Consider the following 24,522-nt stretch of genomic DNA (forward strand, 5'->3'; position numbering starts at 1 on the left):
GGACCTGCTTCTGAACAGCATGAATCGTCCTCCTGACCGTGAGCGGGAGACGTGCTACACGAATGTGCGAACCGGCCGGGACCGCCTCAGAAGGCTAGGCGGGCCGTCGGCCGCCAGGTGCCGTTGTCAGGGTCCGTTCCGGGGCGAGCCAGGGTGAGACCAGGGGTGAACCGCTCTTCGCGACCGCCAGCGCGGCCGTGCTGATCGGGCTCGCGACGGCTGCTGGACACGGGCTGCTGGCTATTCCTGTCCCCGGGGCGCTCCAGCGGCGCGAAAGACCTTTGCATAAACGTGCATCGATACGTATAGTCATGCCATCGAACGATGGAGGGTCCGATGGTGGTACGAGCAGCGGTGGCCGGTGCGAGCGGGTATGCGGGCGGAGAACTCCTGCGCCTGCTCCTCGCGCACCCGGAGGTCGAGATCGGTGCGCTGACCGGCGCGTCCAACGCCGGCCAGCGTCTCGGCGCCCTCCAGCCCCACCTCTTCCCGCTCGCCGACCGCGTGCTGGAGCCGACCACCTCCGAGGTGCTCGCCGGCCACGACGTCGTGTTCCTCGCGCTCCCGCACGGCCAGTCCGCCGCGGTCGCCGAGCAGCTCGGCCCGGACGTCCTGGTCGTCGACATGGGCGCCGACTTCCGCCTGCAGGACGCCGCCGACTGGGAGGCGTTCTACGGCTCCCCGCACGCCGGAACCTGGCCGTACGGCCTCCCCGAACTGCCGGGTGCCCGCACCGCGCTGGAGGGGTCCAAGCGCATCGCGGTGCCCGGTTGCTACCCGACCGCCGTCTCGCTCGCGCTCTACCCGGCGTACGCGGCCGGCCTCGCCGAGCCGGAGGCCGTGGTGGTCGCCGCCTCCGGCACCTCCGGCGCCGGCAAGGCCCCCAAGCCGCACCTGCTCGGCGCCGAGACCATGGGCAACATGACCCCGTACGGCGTCGGCGGCGGCCACCGCCACACCCCCGAGATGAGCCAGAACCTCTCGGCCGCGGCGGGGCGGAAGGTGTCCGTGTCCTTCACGCCCACCCTCGCGCCCATGCCCCGCGGCATCCTCGCCACCTGCAGCGCCAAGGCGGCCCCCGGCGCCACCGCCGACGCGCTGCGGACCGCGTACGAGAAGGCGTACGCGGACGAGCCCTTCGTCCACCTGCTCCCCGCGGGGCAGTGGCCCGCCACCGCCGCCGTGTACGGCTCCAACGCCGTGCAGGTCCAGGTCGCGTACGACCCGGCCGCCGGCCGCGTCATCGCGATCAGCGCCATCGACAACCTGACCAAGGGCACCGCGGGCGGCGCGGTGCAGAGCATGAACATCGCCCTCGGCTTCGACGAGGCACTGGGACTTTCCACGATTGGAGTGGCGCCGTGACGGTTACGGCTGCACAGGGTTTCACCGCGGCGGGCATCGCCGCGGGGATCAAGGAGAACGGCAACCCCGACCTGGCCCTCGTGGTCAACCACGGCCCCCGTCTGGCGGCCGCCGGCGTGTTCACCTCCAACCGCGTCAAGGCCGCCCCGGTGCAGTGGTCCGAGCAGGTGCTGCGCGGCGGCGCCGTCAGCGCCGTCGTCCTCAACTCCGGCGGGGCCAACGCCTGCACCGGCCCCCGGGGCTTCCAGGACACCCACGCCACCGCCGAGAAGGTCGCCGACACCCTCAACGCGGCCGGCGTCGCGGGCGGCGAGCACAACGCCGGCGAGATCGCCGTGGCCTCCACCGGCCTGATCGGCGTACTGCTCCCCATGGACAAGCTGCTGCCCGGCGTCGAGACCGCCACCGCGGCCCTCGCCGAGGACGGCGGCGAGGCCGCCGCCGTCGCGATCAAGACGACCGACACCGTGCACAAGACGGCCGTCTTCGAGGGCGACGGCTGGACCGTCGGCGGCATGGCCAAGGGCGCCGGCATGCTCGCCCCCGGCCTGGCCACCATGCTCGTGGTCCTGACCACCGACGCCGACCTCGACAGCACCGCCCTCGACACCGCGCTGCGCTCGGCCACCCGGCTCACCTTCGACCGGGTCGACTCCGACGGCTGCATGTCCACCAACGACACCGTGCTGCTGCTCGCCTCCGGCGCCTCCGGCACCACGCCCCCCGCAGCCGACTTCGCCGACGCCGTCCGGACCGTCTGCGACGACCTGGCACGCCAGCTCATCGGCGACGCCGAGGGCGCCAGCAAGGACATCCGCATCGAGGTCGTCGGCGCGGCCAGCGAGGAGGACGCCGTCGAGGTCGGGCGCTCCATCGCCCGCAACAACCTCCTCAAGTGCGCCATCCACGGCGAGGACCCCAACTGGGGCCGGGTGCTCTCCGCCATCGGCACCACCAAGGCCGTCTTCGACCCCGACCGGCTGCACGTGGCCATCAACGGCGTCTGGGTCTGCAAGAACGGCTCGGTGGGCGAGGACCGCGACCTGGTCAGCATGAAGGACCGGGAGGTCCGCATCACCGCCGACCTGTCCGCCGGCTCCGAGTCCGCCGTGATCTGGGCCAACGACCTGACCGCCGAGTACGTCCACGAGAACAGCGCCTACTCCTCATGACCGGTACCGCGCGGAAGCACACCGCCCTCCCCAAGGCCCAGATCCTCATCGAGGCCCTGCCCTGGCTCACCCGCCACCACGGCAAGACCGTCGTGATCAAGTTCGGCGGCAACGCCATGGTCGACGAGGAGCTGAAGGCCGCCTTCGCCCAGGACGTCGTCTTCCTGCGGCACGCCGGCATCAAGCCCGTCGTGGTCCACGGCGGCGGCCCCCAGATCAGCGCCCAGCTCGACAAGCAGGGCCTGGTCAGCGAGTTCAAGGCCGGGCTGCGCGTCACGACGCCCGAGGCCATGGACGTCGTCCGCATGGTCCTGGCCGGCCAGGTCCAGCGTGAGCTGGTCGGGCTCCTCAACCAGCACGGGCCGCTGGCCGTCGGCCTGACCGGCGAGGACGCCCACACCATCTCCGCCGTGCAGCACAAGCCGGAGATCGACGGCGAGCTCGTCGACATCGGCCGGGTCGGCGAGATCACCGCCATCGACACCGGCGCCATCGCGGCGCTGCTGGAGGACGGCCGCATCCCGGTCGTCTCCTCCATCGCGCGCAGCGCCGACGACGGCCACATCTACAACGTCAACGCCGACACCGCCGCAGCGGCCCTCGCGGCCGCCCTCGGCGCCGAGACGCTGATGGTCCTCACCGACGTCGAGGGCCTGTACGCGGACTGGCCGAGCAGCGACGAGGTCATCAGCCGGCTCACGGTCAGCGAGCTGGAGAAGCTGCTGCCCGAGCTGTCCAGCGGCATGGTGCCCAAGATGGAGGGCTGCCTGCACGCCGTGCGCAACGGCGTCCGCACCGCCCGCGTCATCGACGGGCGGGTCCAGCACTCGATCCTGCTGGAGATCTTCACGGACGAGGGAATCGGCACGATGGTCGTGCCCGACGAGCAGGGAGGGGACCGGACATGAGCGGCGGTACGACGTCCAACCAGGAGCTCGCCCGGCGCTGGCGGGACACCCTGACCGACAACTACGGCACCCCCGCCGTCGCCCTGGTCCGCGGCGAGGGCGCGCAGGTCTGGGACGCGGACGGCAACGCGTACACCGACTTCGTCGGCGGCATCGCGGTGAACGCCCTCGGCCACGCGCACCCCGCGATCGTCCGGGCCGTCTCCGACCAGGTCGCCACCCTCGGCCACGTCTCGAACCTGTACGCCTCCGAGCCGGTCCTCGCCCTCGGCGAGCGGCTGCTGCAGCACTTCGGCCGGCCCGGCCGGGTGTTCTTCTGCAACTCCGGTGCCGAAGCGGTCGAGGCGGCGTTCAAGATCGGCCGGCTCACCGGCCGCACCCACATGGTCGCCACGAACGGCGGCTTCCACGGCCGGACCATGGGCGCCCTCGCGCTGACCGGCCAGCCCGGCAAGCAGACCCCCTTCCTGCCGCTGCCCGGCGACGTCACGCACGTGCCGTACGGCGACGTGGAGGCGCTGCGCGCGGCCGTCACCGAGGAGACGGCCTTCGTCATCATCGAGCCCGTCCAGGGCGAGTTCGGCGTCGTCGTGCCGCCCCCGGGCTACCTGAGGGCCGCCCGCGAGATCACCCGGGCCACCGGCACCCTCCTCGTCCTCGACGAGGTCCAGACCGGCGTCGGCCGGTGCGGCCAGTGGTTCGCGCACCAGGCGGACGAGGGCGTCGACCCCGACCTCGTCACCCTCGCCAAGGGCCTGGGCGGCGGCCTGCCCATCGGTGCCGTGGCCGCCTTCGGCCCCGCCGCCGACCTGCTCAGGCCGGGCCAGCACGGCACCACCTTCGGCGGCAACCCCGTCGCCTGCGCCGCCGGCCTCGCCGTGCTCGACACCATCGCCGCCGACGGACTGCTCGACCAGGTCAAGGAGCGCGGCGAGCGGCTGCGTTCCGGAATCGAAGCCTCCGGCCACCCGCTGGTCTCCCACGTCCGCGGTGCGGGCCTGCTGCTGGGTATCGTGCTGACCGAGCCCCTCGCGGCCCAGGTGCAGCGCGCGGCTCAGGACGCCGGCTTCCTCGTGAACGCCCCCGCCCCCGACGTCGTACGCCTCATGCCCGCGTACGTGGTCTCGGAGGACGAGGTGGACGCTTTCGTGCGGGCCCTGCCCGGCATCCTCGACAACGCAGGCAACGCAGGCGGCGGACGGACCGGAGAATGAGACGACGATGAGCCAGGCGCAGGACAACGAGCAGTACGGGTCCTCCCGTGCGGACTCCGGAGGCGGTCCCGCCGTCCCGCAGACCCGCACCGCCCGCCACCGCCGGATCGTGGACATCCTCAACCGGCAGCCGGTGCGCTCCCAGAGCCAACTGGCCAAGCTGCTCGCCGACGACGGGCTGAGCGTCACCCAGGCGACGCTCTCGCGCGACCTCGACGAGCTGGGCGCGGTGAAGATCCGCAACACCGGTGGCGAGCTCATCTACGCGGTCCCCAGCGAGGGCGGCTTCCGCACCCCGCAGGCGCCGCTGGGCGAGTCGGCCAAGGAGGAGCGCATGCGGCGCCTCTCCGGTGAACTGCTGATCTCGGCGGAGGCCTCCGCCAACCTCGTGGTCCTGCGCACCCCGCCGGGAGCGGCCCAGTTCCTGGCCTCGGCCATCGACCAGGCCGAACTGCACGCCGTGCTCGGCACCATCGCGGGCGACGACACGCTCATGCTCATCAGCCGCGACCCGGCGGGCGGCCAGGCCCTGGCCGACCACCTCCTGAAACTGGCCCAGAAGGAGGGCTGACCCCTTTCGCGCGGAGGGCCCCGGCGGACACCCGCCGGGGCCCTGCGCGCATCCGGTGCGGCCCGGGGCGCGACCGCGGGGTGGCTAGTAGGCGGTCACGTCCAGGGCCCCCGAGCGGGTGCCGATCGCGATGTGCGGGTGGCGGTGCGGGTCGGCCCAGGTCAGGATCCGGCGCATGTCCCGCTCCGGTACGGACACGCAGCCGGCCGTGGCGCCGCGCCCGTTGACGTGCAGGAAGATGCCGGCGCCCCGACCGCGCACCGGCCGGTCGTAGTTGAACCCGACGACCAGCGCGTACGCGTACTGGGCGGCGTACGAGACCAGGTGCTCGGCCTCCCCGGGCGCGCAGTCCGCGGGCAGCGGCTCGACCCAGCGGTTGTAGCGGGTGGAGGCGTTGTCCTGGCACCACCACGACTGCGGCGTCACGCGCTTGTACCGGAACGCGGTCCCGGCCGGCGCCTTCTGGATCCCGAAGGCGTACGGCAGCGCGTACAGCCCGGCCGGGGTCGTGCTGGTGCCCTGCACGCGGGTGGTCCCCTCCGCCAGCCCGTGCGCGCCGAACCGGGCCGGGGCACTGCCGGCCTCGAACCACCGGCCCGCCCGCCGGTCCCACCAGGTCACGGTGCCCGTGGTGGAGCCGGGTGCGGGCGCGACGGCGGTGATCAGCTGCGTGCCGCCGCCGGTGTCGGCCATCCGCGCGGGCAGCGGCAGCGCCGCGGGCCGGGTGTCGGTCGGCCCGACGGGCACGGGCGGTGCGGCGTGTGCGACGGGGCCGAGGAGCAGGGCGGTTCCGGCGGCCAGGGCGGCGGCGATGCGCACGGGCGGACCTCTCGGTGCGGGAGGGAAACGGAGGGCGCATCAGACGGTACGCGGCGGCGACCCTACCGGACGCGCCGGGCGCGCGGCGGGGCCGTGCGGTACCCGCCTTCAGGCCGTACGCGGCGGCAGTGGGAGCGGCAGCGCGGGCAGGCCGTCGAGGCTGGTGCCGATGTGCTCCTTCTTCTCGCAGTACGCGGCGAACTCCTCGTCCGTCTTGCGTGCGAAGTACTCGGCGTGCAAGGTGCGTTCCTCGCGGTAGCCCATGAAGGGCACGGCGTAGCCGCAGCTGTCGGAGATCCGGTTGGCGTGCACCAGGATGACCGCGCGGGCCGAGGGGCCGTCCACGGCCTCGAACAGTCCGATCAGTGCCGGCCAGCGGGGGTCGTCGCGGAACACGGCCTCGCCCTCGCCGTGCACGCGCACGATGTTCGGGGGGCCGTCGAAGGCGCACCACATGAGGGTGATGCGGCCGTTCTCGCGCACGTGCGCGATGGTCTCGGCGCCGCTGCCGCCGAAGTCGAGGTAGGCGAGCGTCTGCTCGTCGATCACCACCAGGGTGCCGGCCCGGCCCTTGGGGGAGAGGTTGATGTGCCCGTCCCCGGCCAACGGCGCCGTGGCGGTGAAGAACACCGGCTGCGCCTCGATGAAGGTCCGCAGCCGTCCGTCTATGCGTTCGTAGATCTTTCCCATGGCAGGAGTATCCGCCACCAGGGCGGCCGGCGTTGGCCGGATTCCGGCTGCGGAGCCGGGGGCGGAGTGGGCCCGGCCGCGGGCCGGTCGGCCGGGACCGGGGTGGCCCCGGCCGACCCCTCGGTGCTCAGCTCCCACCACTCGTCCGCCAGTCCGCCGGCCGCCCACGGGTCGGCGTCCCCGTACCGGGCGGACAGCAGGCGGGCCGCGGCCCGGCGGCGGTGGTCCGGCCCGGCGGGGTCCAGACGCTCCCTGAGCCAGGCGTCCGGGAGGCGGTCGTCGAACGGAAGCAGCGCCCGGGTCGTCTCCCGGACCACCGCAGGTGACGGGTCGTCGATCAGGGGCAGCAGCGTCTCCGGGCGCGCCCGCCCCAGCAGCCGCAGTCCGGTCACCGCGTCCGCCCGTACCAGCCCGTCGGGGTGGGCGAGCAGTGCCGTCAGCACCGCCGCGTCCGCGTCGCGGGTTCCGGTGCCGGGCGTCCGGCACTCGCCCAGACCGACCGGCGCCCGGCGCGGCACCTCCGCCGCCGGACCGGTGCACAGATCCCGGTAGAGGGGGCGCGGGTCGGTGCCGTACTGGCGCAGCACCCAGCGGGCGCAGGCCCGGACGAGGGGTGAACGGTCGAGGAGGTACGGCGGCGCGAGATCCGGCCGCCCGGCCCGGCGCAGCGCGGTGACCCCGGCCGCCCGCACCTCGGCGGGCCGGGCCGCGAGCAGCGGCGCGATCGCGTCGGGGGCACCGGCCGGGGCCGGGTCCCGAACGCCGCTCCTGCCGGCGGCCTCCGGCAGGGCCGCGAGGGTGGCGTCCGCGTACAGCCGTTGGACGACCACGTCCCGGGCCGCGGCCGCCAGGGCCGCGAGCTCCGCCGCCGGCAGGCTGCCCCGCGCCACGGTCAGGCGGGCTCCGAGGCGGCGGGTGGCCAGGTCGGTACTGGCCCGCAGTCGCCGGGCCGGGTCCTGGCCGGGCAGCGTGCCGAGCACCGTGAGGAACAGCTCCCGGGCCCAGTCGCCGCGCTCGCGCCGCCCCACCCGCAACGCCACCGGCACCAGGGCCAGGACGTCCGCCGGGGGCAGCTCCGCCAGCAGCCCCGGGAGCAGGGCGCGGGCCCGCTCCCGTACCGGCCGGGCCCAGTCGGCGCACCGGATCACCACCAGCGGCAGCAGCTCTTCCCGGCCCGCCGCGACCCGTTCGAGGGCGGCCTCGCGGACGCGGCCCTCCGGGTGGCACAGGGCGAGGGCGAGCCCGGCGCCGGGTAGCGGGTGGTCGCCGGGATCGTCGCCCCCGGGCGGCTGCGGCGCGAGGGTGGGCAGCCGCTCGGGCCGGCCCCACCGGCGTACCCCGAAGTCGAGCGCGAGCCAGCGGCCGGCCGCGGTCTGCTCGTCGACGTGCCCGAGGCCCAGGGCTCGGGCGACGCCGGCCCCGTCGGCGATCCGGCGGGCCATCCGCACGCCGGCGGCCGTGTCCGTACCCGCCCCGGTGTCCGTACCCGCGTCAGTACCCGGCCCGGCCTCCGTGCCCGTTCCGGCCTCCGTACCCGTACGCGCGTCGGTGCCCGCGTCGGTGTCCATGATCGTCCCTTTCGCCGTGTGCTCGGCCCGCCACGAAGGAGCGTAGACGGCCGCCTGGGGGACCTACCGCCCATTATTCGCGCAGGTCAGAGCGGTGTGCCCACACCTCGTTGACGAAACATACGGAGTCATGCATAGTTATGCCTGTCGTTGATTGCACCGTAAGGAGAAACCCGTGACCGAGCGCGTCGTACTCGCCTACTCGGGCGGCCTGGACACCTCCGTCGCCATCGGCTGGATCGCCGAGGAGACGGGCGCCGAGGTCATCGCCGTTGCCGTGGACGTCGGCCAGGGCGGCGAGGACCTGGACGTCATCCGCAAGCGCGCGCTCGCCTGCGGTGCCGTCGAGGCCGAGGTCGCGGACGCCAAGGACGAGTTCGCCGAGGAGTACTGCCTCCCGGCGATCAAGGCCAACGCCCTCTACATGGACCGCTACCCGCTGGTCTCCGCGCTGTCGCGACCCACCATCGTCAAGCACCTCGTCGCCGCCGCGAAGAAGCACGACGCCTCGATCGTGGCCCACGGCTGCACCGGCAAGGGCAACGACCAGGTCCGCTTCGAGGCCGGCATCCAGGCCCTCGGCCCCGACCTGAAGTGCATCGCCCCGGTCCGTGACTACGCCATGACCCGGGACAAGGCCATCGCCTTCGCCGAGCGGGCCGAGCTGCCGATCGCGACGACGAAGAAGTCCCCGTACTCCATCGACCAGAACGTCTTCGGCCGCGCGATCGAGACCGGCTTCCTCGAGGACATCTGGAACGCCCCGATCGAGGACATCTACGAGTACACCCAGAACCCGGCCGTGGTGCGCGAGGCGGACGAGGTCGTCATCTCCTTCAAGGAGGGCGTCCCGGTCGCCATCGACGGCAAGCCCGTCACCGTCCTGCAGGCCATCCAGCAGCTCAACGAGCGGGCCGGCGCCCAGGGCATCGGCCGGATCGACATGGTCGAGGACCGGCTGGTCGGCATCAAGTCCCGCGAGGTGTACGAGGCCCCGGGCGCGATCGCGCTGATCACCGCCCACCAGGAGCTCGAGAACGTCACCGTCGAGCGCGAGCTGGCCCGCTACAAGCGGCAGGTCGAGCAGCGCTGGGGCGAGCTGGTCTACGACGGCCTGTGGTTCTCCCCGCTCAAGCGCGCCCTGGACGGCTTCATCAACGAGGCCAACCAGCACGTCACCGGCGACGTCCGGATGACCCTGCACGGCGGCCGCGCGGTCGTCACCGGCCGGAAGTCGGACCAGTCGCTGTACGACTTCAACCTCGCCACCTACGACACCGGCGACACCTTCGACCAGTCGAAGGCCCAGGGCTTCATCGAGATCTTCGGCCTGTCGTCGAAGATCGCGGCCAAGCGCGACCTCGCCTGATCCCAGGCAGCAGGACCGTACGCCGCGCCACCACCGGTCCCCCCGGGCGCCCGTGAGCGCATCGCCGGGTCGGCCGCGGTGCGGCGTACGGTGAAAACGGCCGCCTCCCCGCTCCTCCGCGGCGGGGAGGCGGCCGTACATCCCGCCGATGCATCCCGGCAACGGCAGCACCCCCTCTTGCACACGCGAGGAGCAGAGCAGTGAGCAGCAACAACGGTGACGTCCGGCTCTGGGGCGGCCGGTTCGCCGACGGCCCCGCCGAGGCCCTGGCGAAGCTGTCCGCCTCGGTCCACTTCGACTGGCGGCTGGCCCCGTACGACATCGCCGGCTCCCGTGCCCACGCCCGCGTGCTGCACAAGGCCGGGCTGCTCACCGCCGACGAGCTCGAGCGCATGATCGCGGGCTTGGACCGGCTGGAGGCGGACGTCGCCGACGGCTCGTTCACCGGGACCATCGCCGACGAGGACGTGCACACCGCACTTGAGCGGGGCCTGCTGGAGCGGCTCGGCCCCGACCTCGGCGGCAAGCTGCGGGCCGGCCGCTCCCGCAACGACCAGGTCGCCACGCTCTTCCGCATGTACCTGCGCGACCACGCCCGGATCATCGGCGGTCTGATCGCCGAGCTCCAGGACGCGCTGGTGGGCCTGGCCGAGGCGCACGCGGACGTGGCCATGCCCGGCCGTACCCACCTCCAGCACGCCCAGCCGGTGCTGTTCGCCCACCACGTCCTCGCGCACGTCCAGTCGCTGTCCCGGGACGCGGAGCGGCTGCGGCAGTGGGACACGCGTACGGCCGTCTCGCCGTACGGCTCCGGCGCGCTGGCCGGCTCCTCCCTCGGACTCGACCCGGAGGCGGTCGCGGCCGACCTCGGCTTCGAGCGGGGTTCCGCGGGCAACTCCATCGACGGGACGGCCTCCCGGGACTTCGTCGCCGAGTTCGCCTTCGTCACCGCGATGATCGGGATCAACCTGTCCCGGATCGCGGAGGAGGTCATCATCTGGAACACGAAGGAGTTCTCCTTCGTGACCCTGCACGACGCCTTCTCCACCGGCTCCTCGATCATGCCGCAGAAGAAGAACCCGGACATCGCGGAGCTGGCGCGCGGCAAGTCGGGCCGCCTCATCGGCAACCTGACCGGCCTGCTGGCCACGCTCAAGGCCCTGCCGCTGGCCTACAACCGGGACCTCCAGGAGGACAAGGAGCCGGTCTTCGACTCCTGCGACACGCTGGAGGTCCTGCTCCCCGCCTTCACCGGCATGATGGCCACCCTGACGGTGAACCGGGAGCGGATGGAGGAGCTCGCGCCGGCCGGCTTCTCGCTCGCGACGGACATCGCGGAGTGGCTGGTCAAGCAGGGCGTGCCGTTCCGGGTCGCGCACGAGGTCGCGGGCGAGTGCGTCAAGGTGTGCGAGTCCGAGGGCATCGAGCTGGACGGCCTCACCGACGAGCAGTTCGCCAAGATCTCCGAGCACCTCACGCCCGAGGTCCGTACGGTCCTCGACGTCCCCGGCGCCCTGGCCTCCCGCAACGGGCGCGGCGGCACGGCCCCCTCGGCCGTCGCCGTCCAGCTCACCGAGCTGAAGGCGGACCTGGTCATCCAGCACGCCTGGGCCACCGCCAAGCAGAAGTAGTCCCGATCGTCGCCGGAGGGCGGTGGGTGCCGTCCGGCACCCACCGCCCTCACGCGTCCGCCGCCGGGGCGCCGGCGCGGCCCGGCCGGTGCCGGCTCAGCCGATGCCGGCCCGGGCTCCGGCGAGGGCCTCCCGGAACAGTGCGCCCGTCTTGGAGTCGCTGAACTCCCCGGCGAGCGAGTCGAGGGCCTCCAGGACCGGGAGCGCCCGGACCGGTGTGACGTCGGCGAACCACGGATCGGGCAGTGGGCCGAGGACGAGCCACGGGTCGGGGAGCGGGCCCGCGGTCTCGCGCTCCAGGTGCGGCTTCGGCCACCGGATGTGGATGGGCCTCGGTGGCGGGCACAGGTCCTCGATGTCCGAGAACGTGTCCAGCAGGGGCTCCATGCGGGCGAAGACCTCCTTCGGCTTCAGCGCTTGGGCCTTGCCGTCCAGACTGGCCGCCGCCCGGGTCAGATCGCCGTACACGGTGCGCGCCTTGGCCTCGGGCAGGGCCCGGACCAGGTAGCGCTGGGCCTGCGTGATCAGGAACCGGTCCCAGTCGTGGGAGTTCTTGATCCTTTTGATCACGAACGGGGGAAGGTCTCGCACGTCTTCCTCGGTGCGCATGGGGCAACCTCTCCCACCGGCCCGTGGGCAGGACGTCCGGCGCCCGGCCGACGGTCGGTGAAGGCTAGTGGGGCCTCCAGACTCGCCTCGGCACGCCCGCGGCGACCGCCGGGACGGTCCGGACGGGTGACGGCCCCCTCAGGCGTCCTCGCGGGCCCACGCCGCCAGGGCGTCGAAGTCCGGGCGGGTCAGACCGATGCGCTCGTCGACGCGCAGCAGCAGCGCGTGCGCCAGGTGGTGCCGGGCGACGTACTCGCGGTCGAGGTCCGTGATGTCGTCGTCGAGCCAGGCGAAGGGGCGGCCGGCGGCGTACCCGAGGACGTACTGCGTCTTCCAGAACGTGCCGCGCGGCGCGCGGCCGTGCATCTGCGGCCAGTCGACGAACGGCAGCTCCGGCAGCCCGAGCGGCGGGCCGATCCAGCGGTTCGCCTCGCCCTTCCAGGTCGTCGCCCAGACCAGTTCGTACCGGTCGGCGAGGGCGAGCAGCTCCGCGCCGTGTGCGGGGTTCAGCCACACCCGCAGCGGCTTGCCGTCCGTCCAGCCGGTCGGGCGCATGCGATGGGTCCGGTACCCGGGCGGGCGGCGGGTGGGCGGGGCCGCGTACGGGTTGAGCGGTCCGTCCACGTCGATCAGGAGCAGCGGCCTTCGGGGTGTCGCGGCTGTCATGTGCATACCTTTCCGGTCCGCGGCAGGGGTCTGCCGCGCAGTAAAATGAGACATGGATGTCTCAGGTGGGGTATCGTTGTCTCATGGCCATGGATCGAGACCACGTACTGCGCGCCGCCGCCGCCCTGCTCTCCCGCAAGTCGACCGCGACGATGGACGAGGTCGCCAAGGCCGCCGGCATCGGCCGCGCCACGCTCCACCGGCACTTCGCCGGCCGCGACGCGCTCGTCCGGGCCCTCGAGGACCTCGGCATCCGTGAGTTCGAGGGGGCGTTCGACCGGGCCGGGCTGGAGGAGGGCTCCGTCGTCGAGGCGCTCAGGCGCCTGGTCGCCGAGTCCGAGCCCGACGCCCAGCTGCTCGCCTTCCTCGTCACCGAGAACCAGCTCTTCGAGGGCGACCAGGTCAACGAGGGCTGGGCCCGGCTCGACGCCCGCGTCTCCGCGCTCTTCCGGCGCGGCCAGGAACGGGGCGAGATCCGCATCGACCTCAGCCCCGCCTGGCTCACCGAGGCCCTCTACGGCCTCATCGCCACCTGCGCCTGGGCCGTCATGGACGGCCGGGTCGCCGCCAAGGACTTCCAACACATGATCATCGAGCTGCTGCTCGGTGGCGCACGACGGAGTGAGAAATGACCAGTACCGAACAGCTGCGGGCAGGGAAGGGAACACGGACCACCGCCACGCCGCCGGCCGCCGCCGGCTCGCGCGGCCGCTGGCTCGCGCTGTCCGTCCTGGTGCTGGCCGTGCTGCTGGTCGCGGTCGACGCCACCGTGCTGGGCCTGGCCACGCCGTTCCTCAGCGAGGACCTCCAGCCCTCCGGCGCCCAGCTCCTCTGGATCGGCGATGTCTACTCGTTCGTCATCGCCGGTCTGCTCGTCTCCATGGGCAGCCTCGGCGACCGCATCGGCCGCAAGCGGCTGCTGCTCACCGGCGCCGTCGCCTTCGGCGCCGTGTCCGTCCTGAACGCGTACGCCACCAGCCCCGAGATGATGATCGTCGCCCGCGCCCTGCTCGGCGTCGCTGGCGCGACCCTCATGCCCTCCACCCTGGCCCTGATCCGGAACATCTTCCAGGACCCCAGGGAGCGCAGCCTCGCCATCGGCATCTGGGGCGCCGCCGCCTCCGCCGGTGCCGCGGTCGGCCCGGTCGTCGGCGGGTTCCTGCTGAACCACTTCTGGTGGGGCTCGGTCTTCCTCATCAACCTGCCCGTCATGGCGCTCCTCGTCCTCGTCGGCGTCAAGCTGCTGCCCGAGTCGAAGAACCCGGTGGCCGGTCCCTGGGACCTGCCCAGCGTGGGCCTGTCCCTGGTCGGCGTCATCGGCCTCGTGTACGCCGTCAAGGAGACGGCCGCGTACGGGCCGACCGCCCAGGCCGGTGCGGCCGCACTGCTCGGCGCCGGCGCCCTGTGGCTGTTCGTCCGCCGCCAGCTCACGCTCCCCGCGCCGCTGCTCGACATGCGCCTGTTCCGCCACCGCGGCTTCTCGGGCGCGGTGCTCGCGGACCTGCTGACCGTGTTCGGCCTGTCCGGACTGGTCTTCTTCCTCTCCCAGTTCCTCCAGCTCGTCCAGGGCCGCGACCCGCTCGAGGCCGGCCTGGCCGAGCTGCCCGCCGCCCTCGGCGCGGTGGCCACCGGCCTCCTGGCCGGCCGGGCCGCCCGCCGGTTCTCGGTGCGGTCCGTCGTCACCGGCGGCCTGGCCGCCATCGGCCTGGCGCTGGGCGCGCTCGCCCTGATCGACCAGAACAGCGGCTACCCGATCCTGGGTGCGGCCCTGCTGGTGGTCGGCGTCGGCGCCGGCTTCTCCTTCACGGTCACCGCCGACGTGATCCTCTCCAGCGTGCCGAAGGAGCAGGCCGGCTCGGCCTCCGCCGTCTCCGAGACCGCGTACGAGCTCGGCGCCGCACTCGGCATCGCCCTGCTCGGCTCCATCGTGACCGGCGTCTACCGGGGCTTCCCGGTCCCGGAGGGCGTACCGGCCCCGGTGGCCGAGGCGGCCCACGAGTCCCTCGGCGGGGCCGTCGAGGCGGCCGGGGCGCTGCCGGGCGGGGCGGGCGAACAGCTCGCCGCCGCAGCACGGGGCGCCTTCGTGGACGGCCTGCACATGGCCTCGCTGGTGGGCGCCGCGGTCCTGCTGGCCACGGCGGTCGCCGCCTGGTTCCTGCTGCGCGGCCAGCAGCTCGCCGACCACGTCGAGCACTGATCCGAGGGTCCGCCCGGCCGCTGACGTACCGCCAGCGGCCATCGCTCCGCCGGGAGTTGACAGTATGATCGCACGAGCGGCAGCATCCGCCCGATGGAGATCACCGACCTGACCCCGGCGGAGCGCCGCATCTGGCAGGCGTTCCCGTACGACGAGGGCGTGGACTTCCGCGAGGACCCCGACGAGGACGCCGCCGACGGCGCCGCGTGGGGCGCCGACCGCACCGTTCGGGCCGAGGTCCTGCGGACCCTGCTCCTGACCGCCCCGACCCGCGAGGGCGCCGCCGCCGGCCTCACCCTGTACGGCGCCCGGATCACCGGCACCCTGCGCCTGAAGTACGCCGCGATCGACCACCCCGTACGGCTGCGCACCTGCCACTTCGAGGAGGAGCCGGACCTCTACGGGGCCCGGATGCGGGTCCTGGCCCTCACCGACTCCGTCCTCCCCGGCCTGGAGGCCTCCAACCTGGACCTCGAGGTCTACCTCCGGCTCTCCTGCGCCCGCATCAGGGGCCAGGTGCGGCTCTCCGGGGCGCGCATCGGCGGCGGGGTGTTCCTCAACGACGCCGTGATCGGCACCCCCGGAGCGCCGGTCCGGCACGACGAGTCCCAGCCCACCAGCCTGCTGCTCAACCACACCACCGTCGGCACGGACATCCGCGCCAAGCGCCTGACCGTCCACGGCCGGCTGCTGCTCAACGGCACCACCGTCGCCGGCCGCGTGCTCCTGGACTCAGGGACCTTCAGCAACCCGGGCGGCAGCGCCATCCACGCCGAGACCCTCTCCGTCGGCACCGACCTGTCCGCCAAGGACATCCGGGCCGACGGCCGGATCGACCTCAAGGGCGCCCGCATCCCCGGCCAGCTCGACCTGCACCGCGCCACCCTCGCCAACCCGGGCGACCAGGCGCTGCGGATCAGCAGTGCCGACGTCGGCGAGCTGTGGTTGCGCGGCGCCCGGCCGGTGCGCGGCATCGTGAACCTGCGCCGCTCCCAGCTCGACCTGCTGCACGTGCCGACCGAGGTGCTGCCCGAGGAGGTCCGCCTCGACGGCCTGACGTACCGCACCCTGGCCCCGCACCGCCCCGCCGAGGAGCGGCTGCCCCTGCTCGAACGCGACGCGGCGGGCTACCTGCCGTACGCGTACGAGCAGCTCGCGGCGGCCTACCGCACGGCGGGCGACGAGGCGGGCGCCCGCACCGTCCAGCTCGCCAAGCTCCGCCGCCACCGCCGGACCCTGCCCCGGTACGCCCGGATCTGGGGGATCCTGCAGGACGCGACCGTCGGCTACGGGTTCCGGCCCATGCGGGCGGCCGGATGGCTGGTGGCGTTGCTGCTCGTCGGCTCCGTCGCCTTCGCGGTGCACCACCCCGTGCCGCTCAAGGCGGACGAGGCCCCGCAGTTCAACCCGGTCTTCTACACGCTCGACCTGCTGCTGCCGATCATCGGCTTCGGGCAGGAGAGCGCCTTCGCGCCGGCGGGCTGGCAGCAGTGGCTGTCGTACCTGCTGATCGTCACCGGCTGGACGCTGGCCACCACCATCGCCGCGGGCATCACCCGTTCCCTGAGCCGGCAGTAGGAGGGGGCGCGGGAAGGGAACGGGCACGGGAAAGGGCGGGCACGGGAAAGGGCCGGACCCGACGGGATCCGGCCCTTTTTCGGAGCCTCAGCGGCGAGGGTTCACGCGGCTTCCTTGGCCTTGGTCGCGTACATGTCCACGTACTCCTGGCCGGACAGGCGCATGACCTCGGTCATCACCGAGTCCGTGACGGCCCGCAGCACGTACCGGTCGCGGTCCATGCCCTCGTACCGGGAGAACTCCATCGGCTCGCCGAACCGCACCGTGACCTTGCCCGGCCGCGGCACGCCCGCGCCGCCGGGCTGGAGCTTGTCGGTGCCGATCATGGCGAAGGGCACCACGGGCGCCCCGGTCATCAGGGTGAGCCGGGCGATGCCGGTACGACCGCGGTAGAGGCGGCCGTCGGGGGAGCGGGTGCCCTCCGGGTAGATGCCGAAGACCCGGCCCTCCTCCAGGACCCGGCGGCCGGTCATGAGGGCGGCCACGCCCCCGTTCGCCCCGTCGCGGTCGACCGGGATCATGCCGACACCGGTGAAGAACCAGGCCATCAGGCGGCCCTTGAGACCCTTGCCCGTGACGTACGCGTCCTTGCCGATGAAGCACACCTGCCGCTCGGAGATGAGCGGAAGGATCAGCGAGTCGATGAAGGTGAGGTGGTTGCCCGCCAGGATGACCGGACCGGTGCCGGGGATGTTCTCGGCACCCTCGACCTGCAGACGGAACATCATGCGCAGGAACGGTCGAAGTGAAGCCCTGATCAGCACGAAACGGGACAACGTGAGCCCTCCGGCGTCTTGAGTCGTTCGTGCACCGCGGTACAGCGCAACGTCGGTGCAGGTGAGGACGATACTCGCGCGTCGGGGTGGAGCGCACATCGGGTTCACGTATCCGATACGCAGTGTTGACGTGTGTTTCCGTCGTGTTCCGGCCGCGATCGCCCCCGCGCAAGGTCCCGCTGCCTACCATCACCGGGCCGAATTCTCGGGCCGGAGGACCCCGGAGACCCCGGGTGGAGGGCCCGCCGAGCCGATCAGCCGAGGAGCATTCACATGACACAGGGTGGGACGGCGCGTCGCCGGGTGCTGGGGGCGGCCGTGCTGGCCGCGGGCGGTACGGCCGTGGGCCTGGGCGCGGGCCCGGCCGCGGCGGCCCAGGGCCCGCACGCGGGCCCGGCCGCCGAGGCCGTACGCACGGCCGCCGAGCGGACCGGCGGGGACGGCGGCGGCACCGGCCGCGGCTACCGGAGCCTGCCCGTGCCGACGGTCATCGGCCACCGCGGAGCCAGCGGCTACCGGCCCGAGCACACCCTCGGCTCCTACCAGCTGGCCCTCGACATGGGCGCGCACGTGATCGAGCAGGACCTGGTCCCCACCAAGGACGGGCACCTGGTCTGCCGCCACGAGAACGAGATCGGCGGCACCACCGACGTCGCCGACCACCCCGAGTTCGCCGGCCGCCGCACCACCAAGACCGTCGACGGCGTGACGATCACCGGCTGGTTCACCGAGGACTTCACGCTCGCCGAGCTCAAGACCCTGCGGGCCAAGGAGCGCATCCCGGCGGTGCGCCAGCGCAACACCCTCTACGACGGCCGCTGGGCCGTGCCCACCTTCGAGGAGGTGCTGCGCTGGGCCCGCCGCGAGGGCCGCCGCCGCGGCCGCGAGGTGTGGCTGCACGTCGAGACCAAGCACCCCACCTACTTCCGCTCCCTCGGGCTGGGCCTGGAGGAGCCGCTCGCGAAGCTGCTGCGCCGCTACGGCCGCGACCGCCGCGACGCCCCGCTGTTCCTCCAGTCCTTCGAGCCCTCCAGCATCCAGCGGCTGGCCCGCCTCGTGGACGCGCCGCGCGTGGTGCTGCTGTCCGCGGCGAACACCCGCCCCTGGGACTTCGAGCAGGCCGGGGACCCGCGCACCGTCGCGGACCTGGTCAAGCCCGAGGGGCTGGCCTGGATCGCGGGCTTCGCCCAGGGCATCGGGCCCACCATGGACCTGATCCTGCCGCGCGACGCCGCCGGCCGGCTCGGCACCCCGACCACCCTGGTGGCCGACGCCCACGCGCGGCGCCTGGTCCTGCACCCCTACACCGCCCGCAACGAGAACGCCTTCCTGGCGGCGGACTTCCGCAAGGGCACCGACCCGAACGCCTACGGCGACGCCTTCGCGGCCTTCCGCCGCTACTTCGAGCAGGGCATCGACGGGATCTTCACCGACCAGCCGGACACCGCGCTGCTGGCCGCCGCCGACTTCGACGGCCGCTGACCGCGCGGCGCCGGGCCCGCATACGCCCGTTCGGGTGAGCCGCGGTCCGTGGGGAAACCCCGGGCCGCGGCCGTCGCGTCCCCCGGGCATGGACCTGGTGACCGAACTCGGCCCGCTGCTCTCCGCCGAGGCGGCGGCCGAGGCCCCCGCCGCGGGAATCGACCCCGCCGACCTCGAACAGGCCGTCTGGCTGCGCCTGCTGGAGCGCGACACGGTGGCCGGCCGCCCGCCCGAGACCGCCCGTTGGCTGCGCCGCGCGGTACGGGCCGAGGCCCGCCGGGCCCGCCGCCGCGCACTGCGCGAGGTGCCGTACGGGGACCGCCCGGCAGGGGGCGACCGCGGCCCGGAGAGGTCGGCGCTGGCGGAGGAGGAGGAGCGGGTCCTCCGTTCGGCCGTCGCCCGGCTGCCCGGCCGGTGTCCGGAGCTGATGGGCGCGCTTCTTTCGCCCCGGGACCTCACCTACCGGGAAATCGCAGGCGAGTTGGGTATCTCACAAGGAAGTTTGGGGCCTGTTCGTTCCCGTTGCCTGGGATGTCTGCGCAGAATGCTCGCGGCAGAGGTTGCGGCTCCTGAACGGCGGGGAAAGGAGCGGTAGACCGACGGGCTACCAGGTGAGCGGGAGGCATGCGCACATGGGCATGAGCGTGACCATCTCTGCGGCGAACGCGGAGGATGCCGAGCAGATCTTCAGACTGCAGTACCTGTGCTTCCAGAGCGAGGCCGAGCTCTACGGCAACTACCGCATCGGCCCGCTCGTGCAGTCCTTCGACTCGGTCAGGGCCGAACTCACCGCGGACTGCGTGATGGTGGCCCGGCTCGGGGACGAGGTCGTCGGCATGGTGCGCGGCTCCCTGGACGACAAGGGCACCGCCGCCATCGGCAAGCTCGGCGTCCACCCCCGCCTGCAGGGCCACGGCCTGGGCGCCCGGCTGCTGCACGCGGTCGAGGCCGCGCTGGCCGAGCGCGGGGACGCGGTCCGGTACCGGCTGTTCACCGGGCACAAGAGCGAGGGCAACCTGCGGCTGTACCGGCGCGCCGGGTACGTGGCCGTCGGCGACCGCACCGGCGAGGACGGGGTCCGGCTCATCGTGCTGGAGAAGGAGGCGCCCACGGCGGACTCCTTCGCGGTCAGCGCCTGAGCGACCGCGGTGCGCGTACGGGCGCCCGTGCGACCGTACGCGCACCCCGGCGGTCCGCTATGCGGGCGTGCGCCGGGCGCGGCGCAGCCAGAGCATCCCGGTCACCGGCAGGAGCACCGGGATGAACAGGTAGCCCATGCCGAAGTCGGACCAGACGGTCGCGTCGGGGAAGGCGTCCGGGCGCGCCAGCGTCCAGGTGCCCACGGCGAGCACGCCGGCCAGCTCGGCGGCGCAGCACACCAGCGCCGCCTTGCGGGCCGCCTCGCCGCCGCGCACCAGCGAATAGGTGATGAACGCGTAGACCAGCGCCGCCACGGCCGACAGCGCGTACGCCAGCGGCGCCCGGTCGAACTCCGTGGAGATCTGGTAGGCCGAGCGGGACACCGCGCCGACCACCATGACGCCGTACAGCCAGACGAGCAGCAGCCCCGGGCCCTTGACCAGGCGGCGGTCCCGCCCTGCCGCGGCGGACGTGGAACCGGTCGCGGTCCCGGACTCGGTCGCGGCCCCCGCCGCGGAGGTCTCAGGCACCGGTGCCTCCCCAGATGTCGGTGAGCCGCACTTCCAGTACGGCCAGGACCACGGCGCCCGCGGCGACGGTCACCGAGCCCCACTTGGTGCGCTCGGTCAGCGACAGGAACCCGGCGGCCGGGATCGCGCAGAGCGCGCCGATCAGGTACGCCGTGAAGATCACGCCACCCTCGTCGGGCTCGCCGCCCTGCGCCAGCTCGACGATGCCGACCACCAGCTGGACCAGTGCCAGCACGGTCACCACGGCCATGCCGATGAAGTGCCAGTCCTTGGTCGGCTGGTCCCGGTAGGCGGCGAATCCGCACCACCCGGCCAGGGCCAGCGCGGCCACGCCGAGGGTGAGGGTGAGGGCATCGAGCATGCAGCGAGGGTATTACGGGTCCAAAGACCCGATGCGCCGGGCCCCCGACCCGGGCTTAGCTGGAGGCATGAGCTTCTCCGGCGCCTTCCTCCCCGACCGCGCGATCCTGCCCGACCGCGCGCTCTTCCCGGCCCGGGCCCTGCTGCTCGGCGACGAGGGGACCCTCCTCTCCGCCGTCGAGGGGCTGGAGGTGGCCGACGTGCCCGGGGGAGTGGAGCTGCTGCCCGGTGCCAAGGACCTGCTCTCCGCCCTGCCCGCCGGCAGCTGGGCCGTGGTCAGCTCCGCCACGCGGCGGGTGGCCGAGGCGCGGCTGCGCGAGGTGGGCGTCGACGTTCCCGTGCTCGTCGCGGCGGACGACGTGGCCCACGGCAGGCCGCACCCCGAGCCCTTCTCGCTCGGCGCCCGGCGGCTGGGCGTGGACCCGGCCGACTGCGTGGTCCTGGAGGACGCCCCCGCCGGGCTCGCGGCGGGTCACGCGGCCGGCATGCGGACCGTGGCCTTGACCACAACGCACCCCGCCGCGGCGCTGTTCGCGGACGCGGTCGTACCGGACCTTTCGGCGGTGTCCGTGCAGGTCAGGAACGGTGTCCTGGAGGTCGGGACGGAGGGCTGAGGATGTCCGGTCCGTTCCGGTATACGGCCGAATTCTGTCCGCTATACGGACAGAATTGATCGGCTCGGCGGACGGTCTGCTTTACTGGGGCCCATGACCACGACGAGCAGCCGCACCCTTGCGACCGAGGCGATGATGACGCCCGGTGCTCGTTGTATGTGTCGAATGTGCGCCTTCTGAGGGCCCCTTTCCCGCGCCTCGCGCCCCGAAGCGAGACCCCGGCCGAGCCTGTCCGCCCCGCGGAACGCTCCCGCCCCGCGCACGTGTTGACGCCCGGTTCCTCCCGGTTTCGACCCGTATCGCGTCCCCAGATGCAACGCCCCGTGCCCGGCGCCGCACCGCCGCGCACTCGACAGCGACGGAATTCCTGTGATCACCACAAAGGGCCTCACGAAGGTCTACCAGTCCCGTGGCCGCGAGGTCACCGCCCTGGACGGCGTCGACCTGCACGTCCGCGAGGGTGAGATCTACGGCGTCATCGGACAGAGCGGCGCCGGCAAGTCCTCCCTCATACGCTGCGTCAACCTGCTGGAGCGCCCCACCTCAGGCACCGTGACCGTGGACGGCACCGACCTCACCGCCCTCGCCGGCAACGGCCGCCGTGCCGGCAAGGAGCTGCGCGAGGCCCGCAGCCGCATCGGCATGGTCTTCCAGCACTTCAACCTGCTGTCCTCGCGCACCGTCGCCGCCAACATCGAGCTCCCCCTGGAGATCCTCGGCGTCGACCGCCGCGAGCGCAGCCGCAAGGCCCTCGAACTCCTCGACCTCGTCGGCCTCGCCGACAAGGCCGGCGCCTACCCCGCCCAGCTCTCCGGCGGCCAGAAGCAGCGCGTCGGCATCGCCCGCGCCCTGGCCGGCGACCCCAAGGTGCTCCTCTCCGACGAGGCCACCAGCGCCCTGGACCCCGAGACCACCCGCTCGATCCTCCAGCTCCTGCGCGACCTCAACCAGCAGCTCGGCCTGACCATCCTGCTGATCACGCACGAGATGGACGTGGTCAAGAGCATCTGCGACTCCGCCGCCCTCATGAAGAAGGGCCGCGTCATCGAGTCCGGCACCCTCTCCGAGCTGCTCGCCACCCCCGGCTCCGAGCTGGCCGCCGAGCTGTTCCCGGTCAGCGGCACGGCCACCGCTCCCGAGCGCACCGTCGTGGACGTGACGTTCCGAGGGGAGTCCGCCACGCAGCCGGTGATCTCGCAACTCTCGCGTACGTACAACATCGACATCTCGATCCTCGGCGCCGCGATGGACACCGTCGCCGGACGCCAGGTCGGCCGCATGCGCATCGAGCTGCCGGGCCGTTACGAGGACAACGTCGTACCCGTCGGCTTCCTGCGCGAGCAGGGCCTCCAGGTGGACGTGGTGGACGACAGCCTGGCCGCCGCGGAGGCGGTCGCCGAGGCCGAGCTGATCAAGGACGGTGCCCAGTGACCTGGTCGGAAATGCAGCCCCTGCTGACCCAGGGCACGTACGACACCCTCTACATGGTGCTGTGGTCCACCCTGGCGACGGTGGCCGGCGGACTCCCGCTGGGCCTCCTCCTCGTCCTCACCGACAAGGGCGGACTGCTCCAGAACCGGGTCCTCAACAAGGCCATCGGCGTGGTCGTGAACATCGGCCGCTCGCTGCCGTTCATCATCCTGCTGATCGCCGTGATCCCGTTCACGACCCTCGTGGTCGGTACGTTCATCGGCCCCAGCGCGATGATCGTGCCGCTGGCCATCGGCGCCGTCCCGTTCTTCGCCCGCCTCGTCGAGACGGCAGTCCGCGAGGTGGACCACGGACTGGTCGAAGCCGTCCAGTCCATGGGCGGCGGCGTGCCCACCCTGGTCTGGAAGGTGTTCCTGCCGCAGGCGCTGCCCTCGCTCGTCGCGGCCGTCACCACCACCGTCATCACCCTCATCGGCTACTCCGCCATGGCCGGCGCCGTCGGCGGCGAGGGCCTCGGTTCCAAGGCCATCACCTACGGGTTCCAGCGCTTCGAGACCGGCTTCATGGTCGCCACGGTCGTCGTGCTCGTCGTACTCGTCACGGTGATCCAGCTCGTCGGCGACGGCGCGGTACGGCTGCTGGCCCGCCGCGGCCGGACCGCCTGACCCCCACGGACTTCTCTCCCCCACCAGCCCGCACTCGTTGTGCTCGGGCGCAGTCAGCACCACCCAGAAAGGCACTCTTCGTGCGCAAGAACACCAAGCTCACCGCCGCCGCCCTCGCCACCGCCGGGCTCGCCCTCGGCCTCACGGCCTGCGGCACCTCCTCCGACCCGTCCTCCGCCACGGGCGACGGCGCGAAGGCCGACGCCTCCAAGCCCCTGGTCGTCGCGGCCTCCCCGGTCCCGCACGCCGACATCCTGAAGTTCGTCAAGGACAACCTGGCGGCGAAGGCGGGCCTCAAGCTGGAGGTCAAGGAGTTCACCGACTACGTCCTGCCCAACACCGCCACCCAGCAGGGCCAGGTCGACGCCAACTACTTCCAGCACAAGCCGTACCTCGACGACTTCAACGCCAAGAACAAGACGGACATCGTCCCGGTCGTCAACGTGCACCTGGAGCCCCTCGGCCTCTACTCCAAGAAGGTCAAGGCCCTCGCGGACATCAAGGCCGGCCAGACCGTCGCCGTCCCGAACGACACCACCAACGAGGGCCGCGCCCTCCAGCTGTTGGCCGCCAACGGCCTGATCAAGCTGAAGGACGGCGTCGGCACCAGCGCCAAGCTGTCCGACATCACCGACAAGAAGGGGCTGGAGTTCAAGGAGCTGGAGGCCGCCACGGTCCCGCGCGCCCTGAACGACGTGGACGCCGCCGTCATCAACGGCAACTACGCCCTCGAGGCCGACCTCAAGCCGGCGAAGGACGCCCTGGCCCTGGAGAAGGCCGAGGGCAACCCGTACGCCAACTTCCTGGCCGTGAAGCGCGGCAACGAGAACGACCCGCGGATCAAGAAGCTCGCCGAGCTGCTGAACTCCCCCGAGGTCAAGAAGTTCATCGACGACACCTACGCCGGCTCGGTCATCCCCGCCTTCGGCAAGCCGGCCGCCTGATCCGGCGCGCCCCGGACACGCCCGCCGGAGCCCGGAATACCCGGTTCCGGCGGGCCTGGTCCGGCGTACCCGCAACCGCCCGGAACCGCACCGGGCCAGGGACGACTCGGCCCCGCACCCTCCTGAGCCGGGGGTGCGGGGCCCAGTCATGCGCACCCGTGGGCCGATGCTGCATGCTGTGCCAGGAAAGCCCTCTCTAACTGGCCGTCAAAGGCCCTGAAAA

General features: G+C 72.9%; 25 protein-coding genes. 17 read left to right on the forward strand and 8 right to left on the reverse strand.

Features of this window, described 5'->3' with window-relative positions:
• The first annotated feature begins 336 nt into the window (after window positions 1–336).
• From argC to ACIQCH_RS14970, 5 genes are read left to right on the forward strand one after another with little or no spacing between them, the layout of a single operon-like run.
• Complete coding sequence (gene argC, locus ACIQCH_RS14950; protein WP_402581086.1) at window positions 337–1,365, forward strand: N-acetyl-gamma-glutamyl-phosphate reductase; 1,029 nt, start codon at window positions 337–339, stop codon at window positions 1,363–1,365.
• Window positions 1,362–2,537 carry a bifunctional glutamate N-acetyltransferase/amino-acid acetyltransferase ArgJ gene (argJ, locus tag ACIQCH_RS14955; protein ID WP_402581087.1) on the forward strand — a complete coding sequence of 392 codons (1,176 nt, stop codon included), beginning with the start codon at window positions 1,362–1,364 and terminating at the stop codon, window positions 2,535–2,537. Before argC ends, argJ begins: the two co-directional genes overlap by 4 nt.
• The gene (gene argB, locus ACIQCH_RS14960) at window positions 2,534–3,445 is read left to right on the forward strand and encodes an acetylglutamate kinase (RefSeq protein WP_402581088.1); all 912 of its coding nucleotides are present in this window, start codon (window positions 2,534–2,536) and stop codon (window positions 3,443–3,445) included. The genes argJ and argB overlap by 4 nt, the downstream gene beginning before the upstream one ends.
• Complete coding sequence (locus tag ACIQCH_RS14965; RefSeq protein WP_402581089.1) at window positions 3,442–4,659, forward strand: acetylornithine transaminase; 1,218 nt, start codon at window positions 3,442–3,444, stop codon at window positions 4,657–4,659. Before argB ends, ACIQCH_RS14965 begins: the two co-directional genes overlap by 4 nt.
• A 7-nt stretch (window positions 4,660–4,666) precedes the next feature.
• Window positions 4,667–5,230 (forward strand): arginine repressor, encoded by a 564-nt coding sequence (locus tag ACIQCH_RS14970; protein ID WP_030192896.1) that lies wholly within the window; start codon window positions 4,667–4,669, stop codon window positions 5,228–5,230.
• 84 nt (window positions 5,231–5,314) lie between these two features.
• Here the strand turns inward: ACIQCH_RS14970 and ACIQCH_RS14975 are convergent, their stop codons facing one another.
• The 3 genes from ACIQCH_RS14975 to ACIQCH_RS14985 all read right to left on the reverse strand — a co-directional run bounded on the left by ACIQCH_RS14975 (window position 5,315) and on the right by ACIQCH_RS14985 (window position 8,307).
• Entirely contained in the window at window positions 5,315–6,049 is a 735-nt protein-coding gene (locus ACIQCH_RS14975; protein WP_402581090.1) for a L,D-transpeptidase, read from the reverse strand.
• Window positions 6,050–6,157: 108 nt separating this feature from the next.
• Window positions 6,158–6,739 (reverse strand): pyridoxamine 5'-phosphate oxidase family protein, encoded by a 582-nt coding sequence (locus ACIQCH_RS14980; RefSeq protein ID WP_402581091.1) that lies wholly within the window; start codon window positions 6,737–6,739, stop codon window positions 6,158–6,160.
• Window positions 6,715–8,307: a hypothetical protein gene (locus ACIQCH_RS14985; RefSeq protein WP_402581092.1), complete on the reverse strand. Its 1,593-nt coding sequence runs from the start codon at window positions 8,305–8,307 to the stop codon at window positions 6,715–6,717. Before ACIQCH_RS14985 ends, ACIQCH_RS14980 begins: the two co-directional genes overlap by 25 nt.
• 175 nt (window positions 8,308–8,482) lie before the next feature.
• On the opposite strand from ACIQCH_RS14985, the gene ACIQCH_RS14990 reads away from it, so the two are divergent.
• Together ACIQCH_RS14990 and argH are read left to right on the forward strand one after the other, a co-directional pair.
• Entirely contained in the window at window positions 8,483–9,676 is a 1,194-nt protein-coding gene (locus ACIQCH_RS14990; RefSeq protein ID WP_402581093.1) for an argininosuccinate synthase, read from the forward strand.
• 200 nt (window positions 9,677–9,876) lie between these two features.
• Window positions 9,877–11,307, forward strand: coding sequence for an argininosuccinate lyase (argH, locus tag ACIQCH_RS14995; RefSeq protein ID WP_402581094.1), 1,431 nt, complete (start codon window positions 9,877–9,879; stop codon window positions 11,305–11,307).
• 96 nt (window positions 11,308–11,403) lie between these two features.
• On the opposite strand, the gene ACIQCH_RS15000 is transcribed toward argH, so the two are convergent.
• Both ACIQCH_RS15000 and ACIQCH_RS15005 read right to left on the reverse strand, forming a co-directional pair.
• Window positions 11,404–11,916, reverse strand: a complete 513-nt coding sequence (locus ACIQCH_RS15000) for a hypothetical protein (RefSeq protein WP_402581095.1) — start codon at window positions 11,914–11,916, stop codon at window positions 11,404–11,406.
• A gap of 138 nt (window positions 11,917–12,054) precedes the next feature.
• Window positions 12,055–12,582 (reverse strand): HAD domain-containing protein, encoded by a 528-nt coding sequence (locus tag ACIQCH_RS15005; protein WP_402581096.1) that lies wholly within the window; start codon window positions 12,580–12,582, stop codon window positions 12,055–12,057.
• 83 nt (window positions 12,583–12,665) lie between these two features.
• Here ACIQCH_RS15005 and ACIQCH_RS15010 point away from each other — a divergent pair, with 83 nt between their 5' ends.
• From ACIQCH_RS15010 to ACIQCH_RS15020, 3 genes are all read left to right on the forward strand, one after another.
• Window positions 12,666–13,214 carry a TetR/AcrR family transcriptional regulator gene (locus tag ACIQCH_RS15010; RefSeq protein ID WP_402581097.1) on the forward strand — a complete coding sequence of 183 codons (549 nt, stop codon included), beginning with the start codon at window positions 12,666–12,668 and terminating at the stop codon, window positions 13,212–13,214.
• Complete coding sequence (locus ACIQCH_RS15015; RefSeq protein WP_402581098.1) at window positions 13,211–14,779, forward strand: MFS transporter; 1,569 nt, start codon at window positions 13,211–13,213, stop codon at window positions 14,777–14,779. Before ACIQCH_RS15010 ends, ACIQCH_RS15015 begins: the two co-directional genes overlap by 4 nt.
• Window positions 14,780–14,872: 93 nt before the next feature.
• A complete protein-coding gene (locus tag ACIQCH_RS15020) occupies window positions 14,873–16,357 on the forward strand; it encodes a membrane-associated oxidoreductase (RefSeq protein WP_402581099.1) in 1,485 nt (494 codons plus the stop codon).
• Window positions 16,358–16,458: 101 nt separating this feature from the next.
• Here the strand turns inward: ACIQCH_RS15020 and ACIQCH_RS15025 are convergent, their stop codons facing one another.
• On the reverse strand, window positions 16,459–17,232 hold the full coding sequence (locus tag ACIQCH_RS15025; protein ID WP_402581100.1) for a lysophospholipid acyltransferase family protein: 774 nt from the start codon (window positions 17,230–17,232) through the stop codon (window positions 16,459–16,461).
• Between the two features lie 174 nt (window positions 17,233–17,406).
• On the opposite strand from ACIQCH_RS15025, the gene ACIQCH_RS15030 reads away from it, so the two are divergent.
• The 3 genes from ACIQCH_RS15030 (at window position 17,407) to ACIQCH_RS15040 (ending at window position 19,754) form a co-directional block, all read left to right on the forward strand.
• The gene (locus ACIQCH_RS15030) at window positions 17,407–18,615 is read left to right on the forward strand and encodes a glycerophosphodiester phosphodiesterase (protein WP_402581101.1); all 1,209 of its coding nucleotides are present in this window, start codon (window positions 17,407–17,409) and stop codon (window positions 18,613–18,615) included.
• Window positions 18,616–18,703: 88 nt separating this feature from the next.
• Window positions 18,704–19,210 carry a sigma-70 family RNA polymerase sigma factor gene (locus tag ACIQCH_RS15035; protein WP_402581102.1) on the forward strand — a complete coding sequence of 169 codons (507 nt, stop codon included), beginning with the start codon at window positions 18,704–18,706 and terminating at the stop codon, window positions 19,208–19,210.
• Between the two features lie 37 nt (window positions 19,211–19,247).
• Window positions 19,248–19,754, forward strand: a complete 507-nt coding sequence (locus ACIQCH_RS15040; protein WP_402581103.1) for a GNAT family N-acetyltransferase — start codon at window positions 19,248–19,250, stop codon at window positions 19,752–19,754.
• 57 nt (window positions 19,755–19,811) lie between these two features.
• Here ACIQCH_RS15040 and ACIQCH_RS15045 read toward each other — a convergent pair whose 3' ends face one another.
• A complete protein-coding gene (locus ACIQCH_RS15045) occupies window positions 19,812–20,285 on the reverse strand; it encodes a hypothetical protein (protein WP_402581104.1) in 474 nt (157 codons plus the stop codon).
• Entirely contained in the window at window positions 20,278–20,646 is a 369-nt protein-coding gene (locus tag ACIQCH_RS15050; RefSeq protein WP_402581105.1) for a hypothetical protein, read from the reverse strand. Before ACIQCH_RS15050 ends, ACIQCH_RS15045 begins: the two co-directional genes overlap by 8 nt.
• 67 nt (window positions 20,647–20,713) lie before the next feature.
• Between ACIQCH_RS15050 and ACIQCH_RS15055 the strand changes: the two genes are divergently transcribed.
• The 4 genes from ACIQCH_RS15055 to ACIQCH_RS15070 all read left to right on the forward strand — a co-directional run bounded on the left by ACIQCH_RS15055 (window position 20,714) and on the right by ACIQCH_RS15070 (window position 24,299).
• Window positions 20,714–21,259, forward strand: coding sequence for an HAD-IA family hydrolase (locus ACIQCH_RS15055; protein WP_402581106.1), 546 nt, complete (start codon window positions 20,714–20,716; stop codon window positions 21,257–21,259).
• A gap of 369 nt (window positions 21,260–21,628) precedes the next feature.
• Complete coding sequence (locus ACIQCH_RS15060) at window positions 21,629–22,690, forward strand: methionine ABC transporter ATP-binding protein (protein ID WP_402581107.1); 1,062 nt, start codon at window positions 21,629–21,631, stop codon at window positions 22,688–22,690.
• Complete coding sequence (locus ACIQCH_RS15065) at window positions 22,687–23,355, forward strand: methionine ABC transporter permease (protein WP_030192858.1); 669 nt, start codon at window positions 22,687–22,689, stop codon at window positions 23,353–23,355. Before ACIQCH_RS15060 ends, ACIQCH_RS15065 begins: the two co-directional genes overlap by 4 nt.
• Before the next feature lie 80 nt (window positions 23,356–23,435).
• On the forward strand, window positions 23,436–24,299 hold the full coding sequence (locus tag ACIQCH_RS15070; protein WP_402581108.1) for a MetQ/NlpA family ABC transporter substrate-binding protein: 864 nt from the start codon (window positions 23,436–23,438) through the stop codon (window positions 24,297–24,299).
• Window positions 24,300–24,522 lie beyond the last annotated feature (223 nt).

The sequence above is a fragment of the Streptomyces sp. NPDC093225 genome, assembly GCF_044753805.1.
Taxonomy (GTDB): Bacteria; Actinomycetota; Actinomycetes; order Streptomycetales; family Streptomycetaceae; genus Streptomyces.

Coding starts and splice junctions, on each gene's coding strand:
- argC (WP_402581086.1), top strand. CDS start 337: ATGGTGGTACGAGCAGCGGTGGCCGGTGCGAGCGGGTATGCGGGCGGA.
- argB (WP_402581088.1), top strand. CDS start 2,534: ATGACCGGTACCGCGCGGAAGCACACCGCCCTCCCCAAGGCCCAGATC.
- ACIQCH_RS14965 (WP_402581089.1), top strand. CDS start 3,442: ATGAGCGGCGGTACGACGTCCAACCAGGAGCTCGCCCGGCGCTGGCGG.
- ACIQCH_RS14970 (WP_030192896.1), top strand. CDS start 4,667: ATGAGCCAGGCGCAGGACAACGAGCAGTACGGGTCCTCCCGTGCGGAC.
- ACIQCH_RS14980 (WP_402581091.1), bottom strand. CDS start 6,739: ATGGGAAAGATCTACGAACGCATAGACGGACGGCTGCGGACCTTCATC.
- ACIQCH_RS14985 (WP_402581092.1), bottom strand. CDS start 8,307: ATGGACACCGACGCGGGCACCGACGCGCGTACGGGTACGGAGGCCGGA.
- ACIQCH_RS15000 (WP_402581095.1), bottom strand. CDS start 11,916: ATGCGCACCGAGGAAGACGTGCGAGACCTTCCCCCGTTCGTGATCAAA.
- ACIQCH_RS15005 (WP_402581096.1), bottom strand. CDS start 12,582: ATGACAGCCGCGACACCCCGAAGGCCGCTGCTCCTGATCGACGTGGAC.
- ACIQCH_RS15010 (WP_402581097.1), top strand. CDS start 12,666: ATGGCCATGGATCGAGACCACGTACTGCGCGCCGCCGCCGCCCTGCTC.
- ACIQCH_RS15015 (WP_402581098.1), top strand. CDS start 13,211: ATGACCAGTACCGAACAGCTGCGGGCAGGGAAGGGAACACGGACCACC.
- ACIQCH_RS15020 (WP_402581099.1), top strand. CDS start 14,873: ATGGAGATCACCGACCTGACCCCGGCGGAGCGCCGCATCTGGCAGGCG.
- ACIQCH_RS15025 (WP_402581100.1), bottom strand. CDS start 17,232: ATGTGCGCTCCACCCCGACGCGCGAGTATCGTCCTCACCTGCACCGAC.
- ACIQCH_RS15030 (WP_402581101.1), top strand. CDS start 17,407: ATGACACAGGGTGGGACGGCGCGTCGCCGGGTGCTGGGGGCGGCCGTG.
- ACIQCH_RS15035 (WP_402581102.1), top strand. CDS start 18,704: ATGGACCTGGTGACCGAACTCGGCCCGCTGCTCTCCGCCGAGGCGGCG.
- ACIQCH_RS15040 (WP_402581103.1), top strand. CDS start 19,248: ATGGGCATGAGCGTGACCATCTCTGCGGCGAACGCGGAGGATGCCGAG.
- ACIQCH_RS15050 (WP_402581105.1), bottom strand. CDS start 20,646: ATGCTCGATGCCCTCACCCTCACCCTCGGCGTGGCCGCGCTGGCCCTG.
- ACIQCH_RS15055 (WP_402581106.1), top strand. CDS start 20,714: ATGAGCTTCTCCGGCGCCTTCCTCCCCGACCGCGCGATCCTGCCCGAC.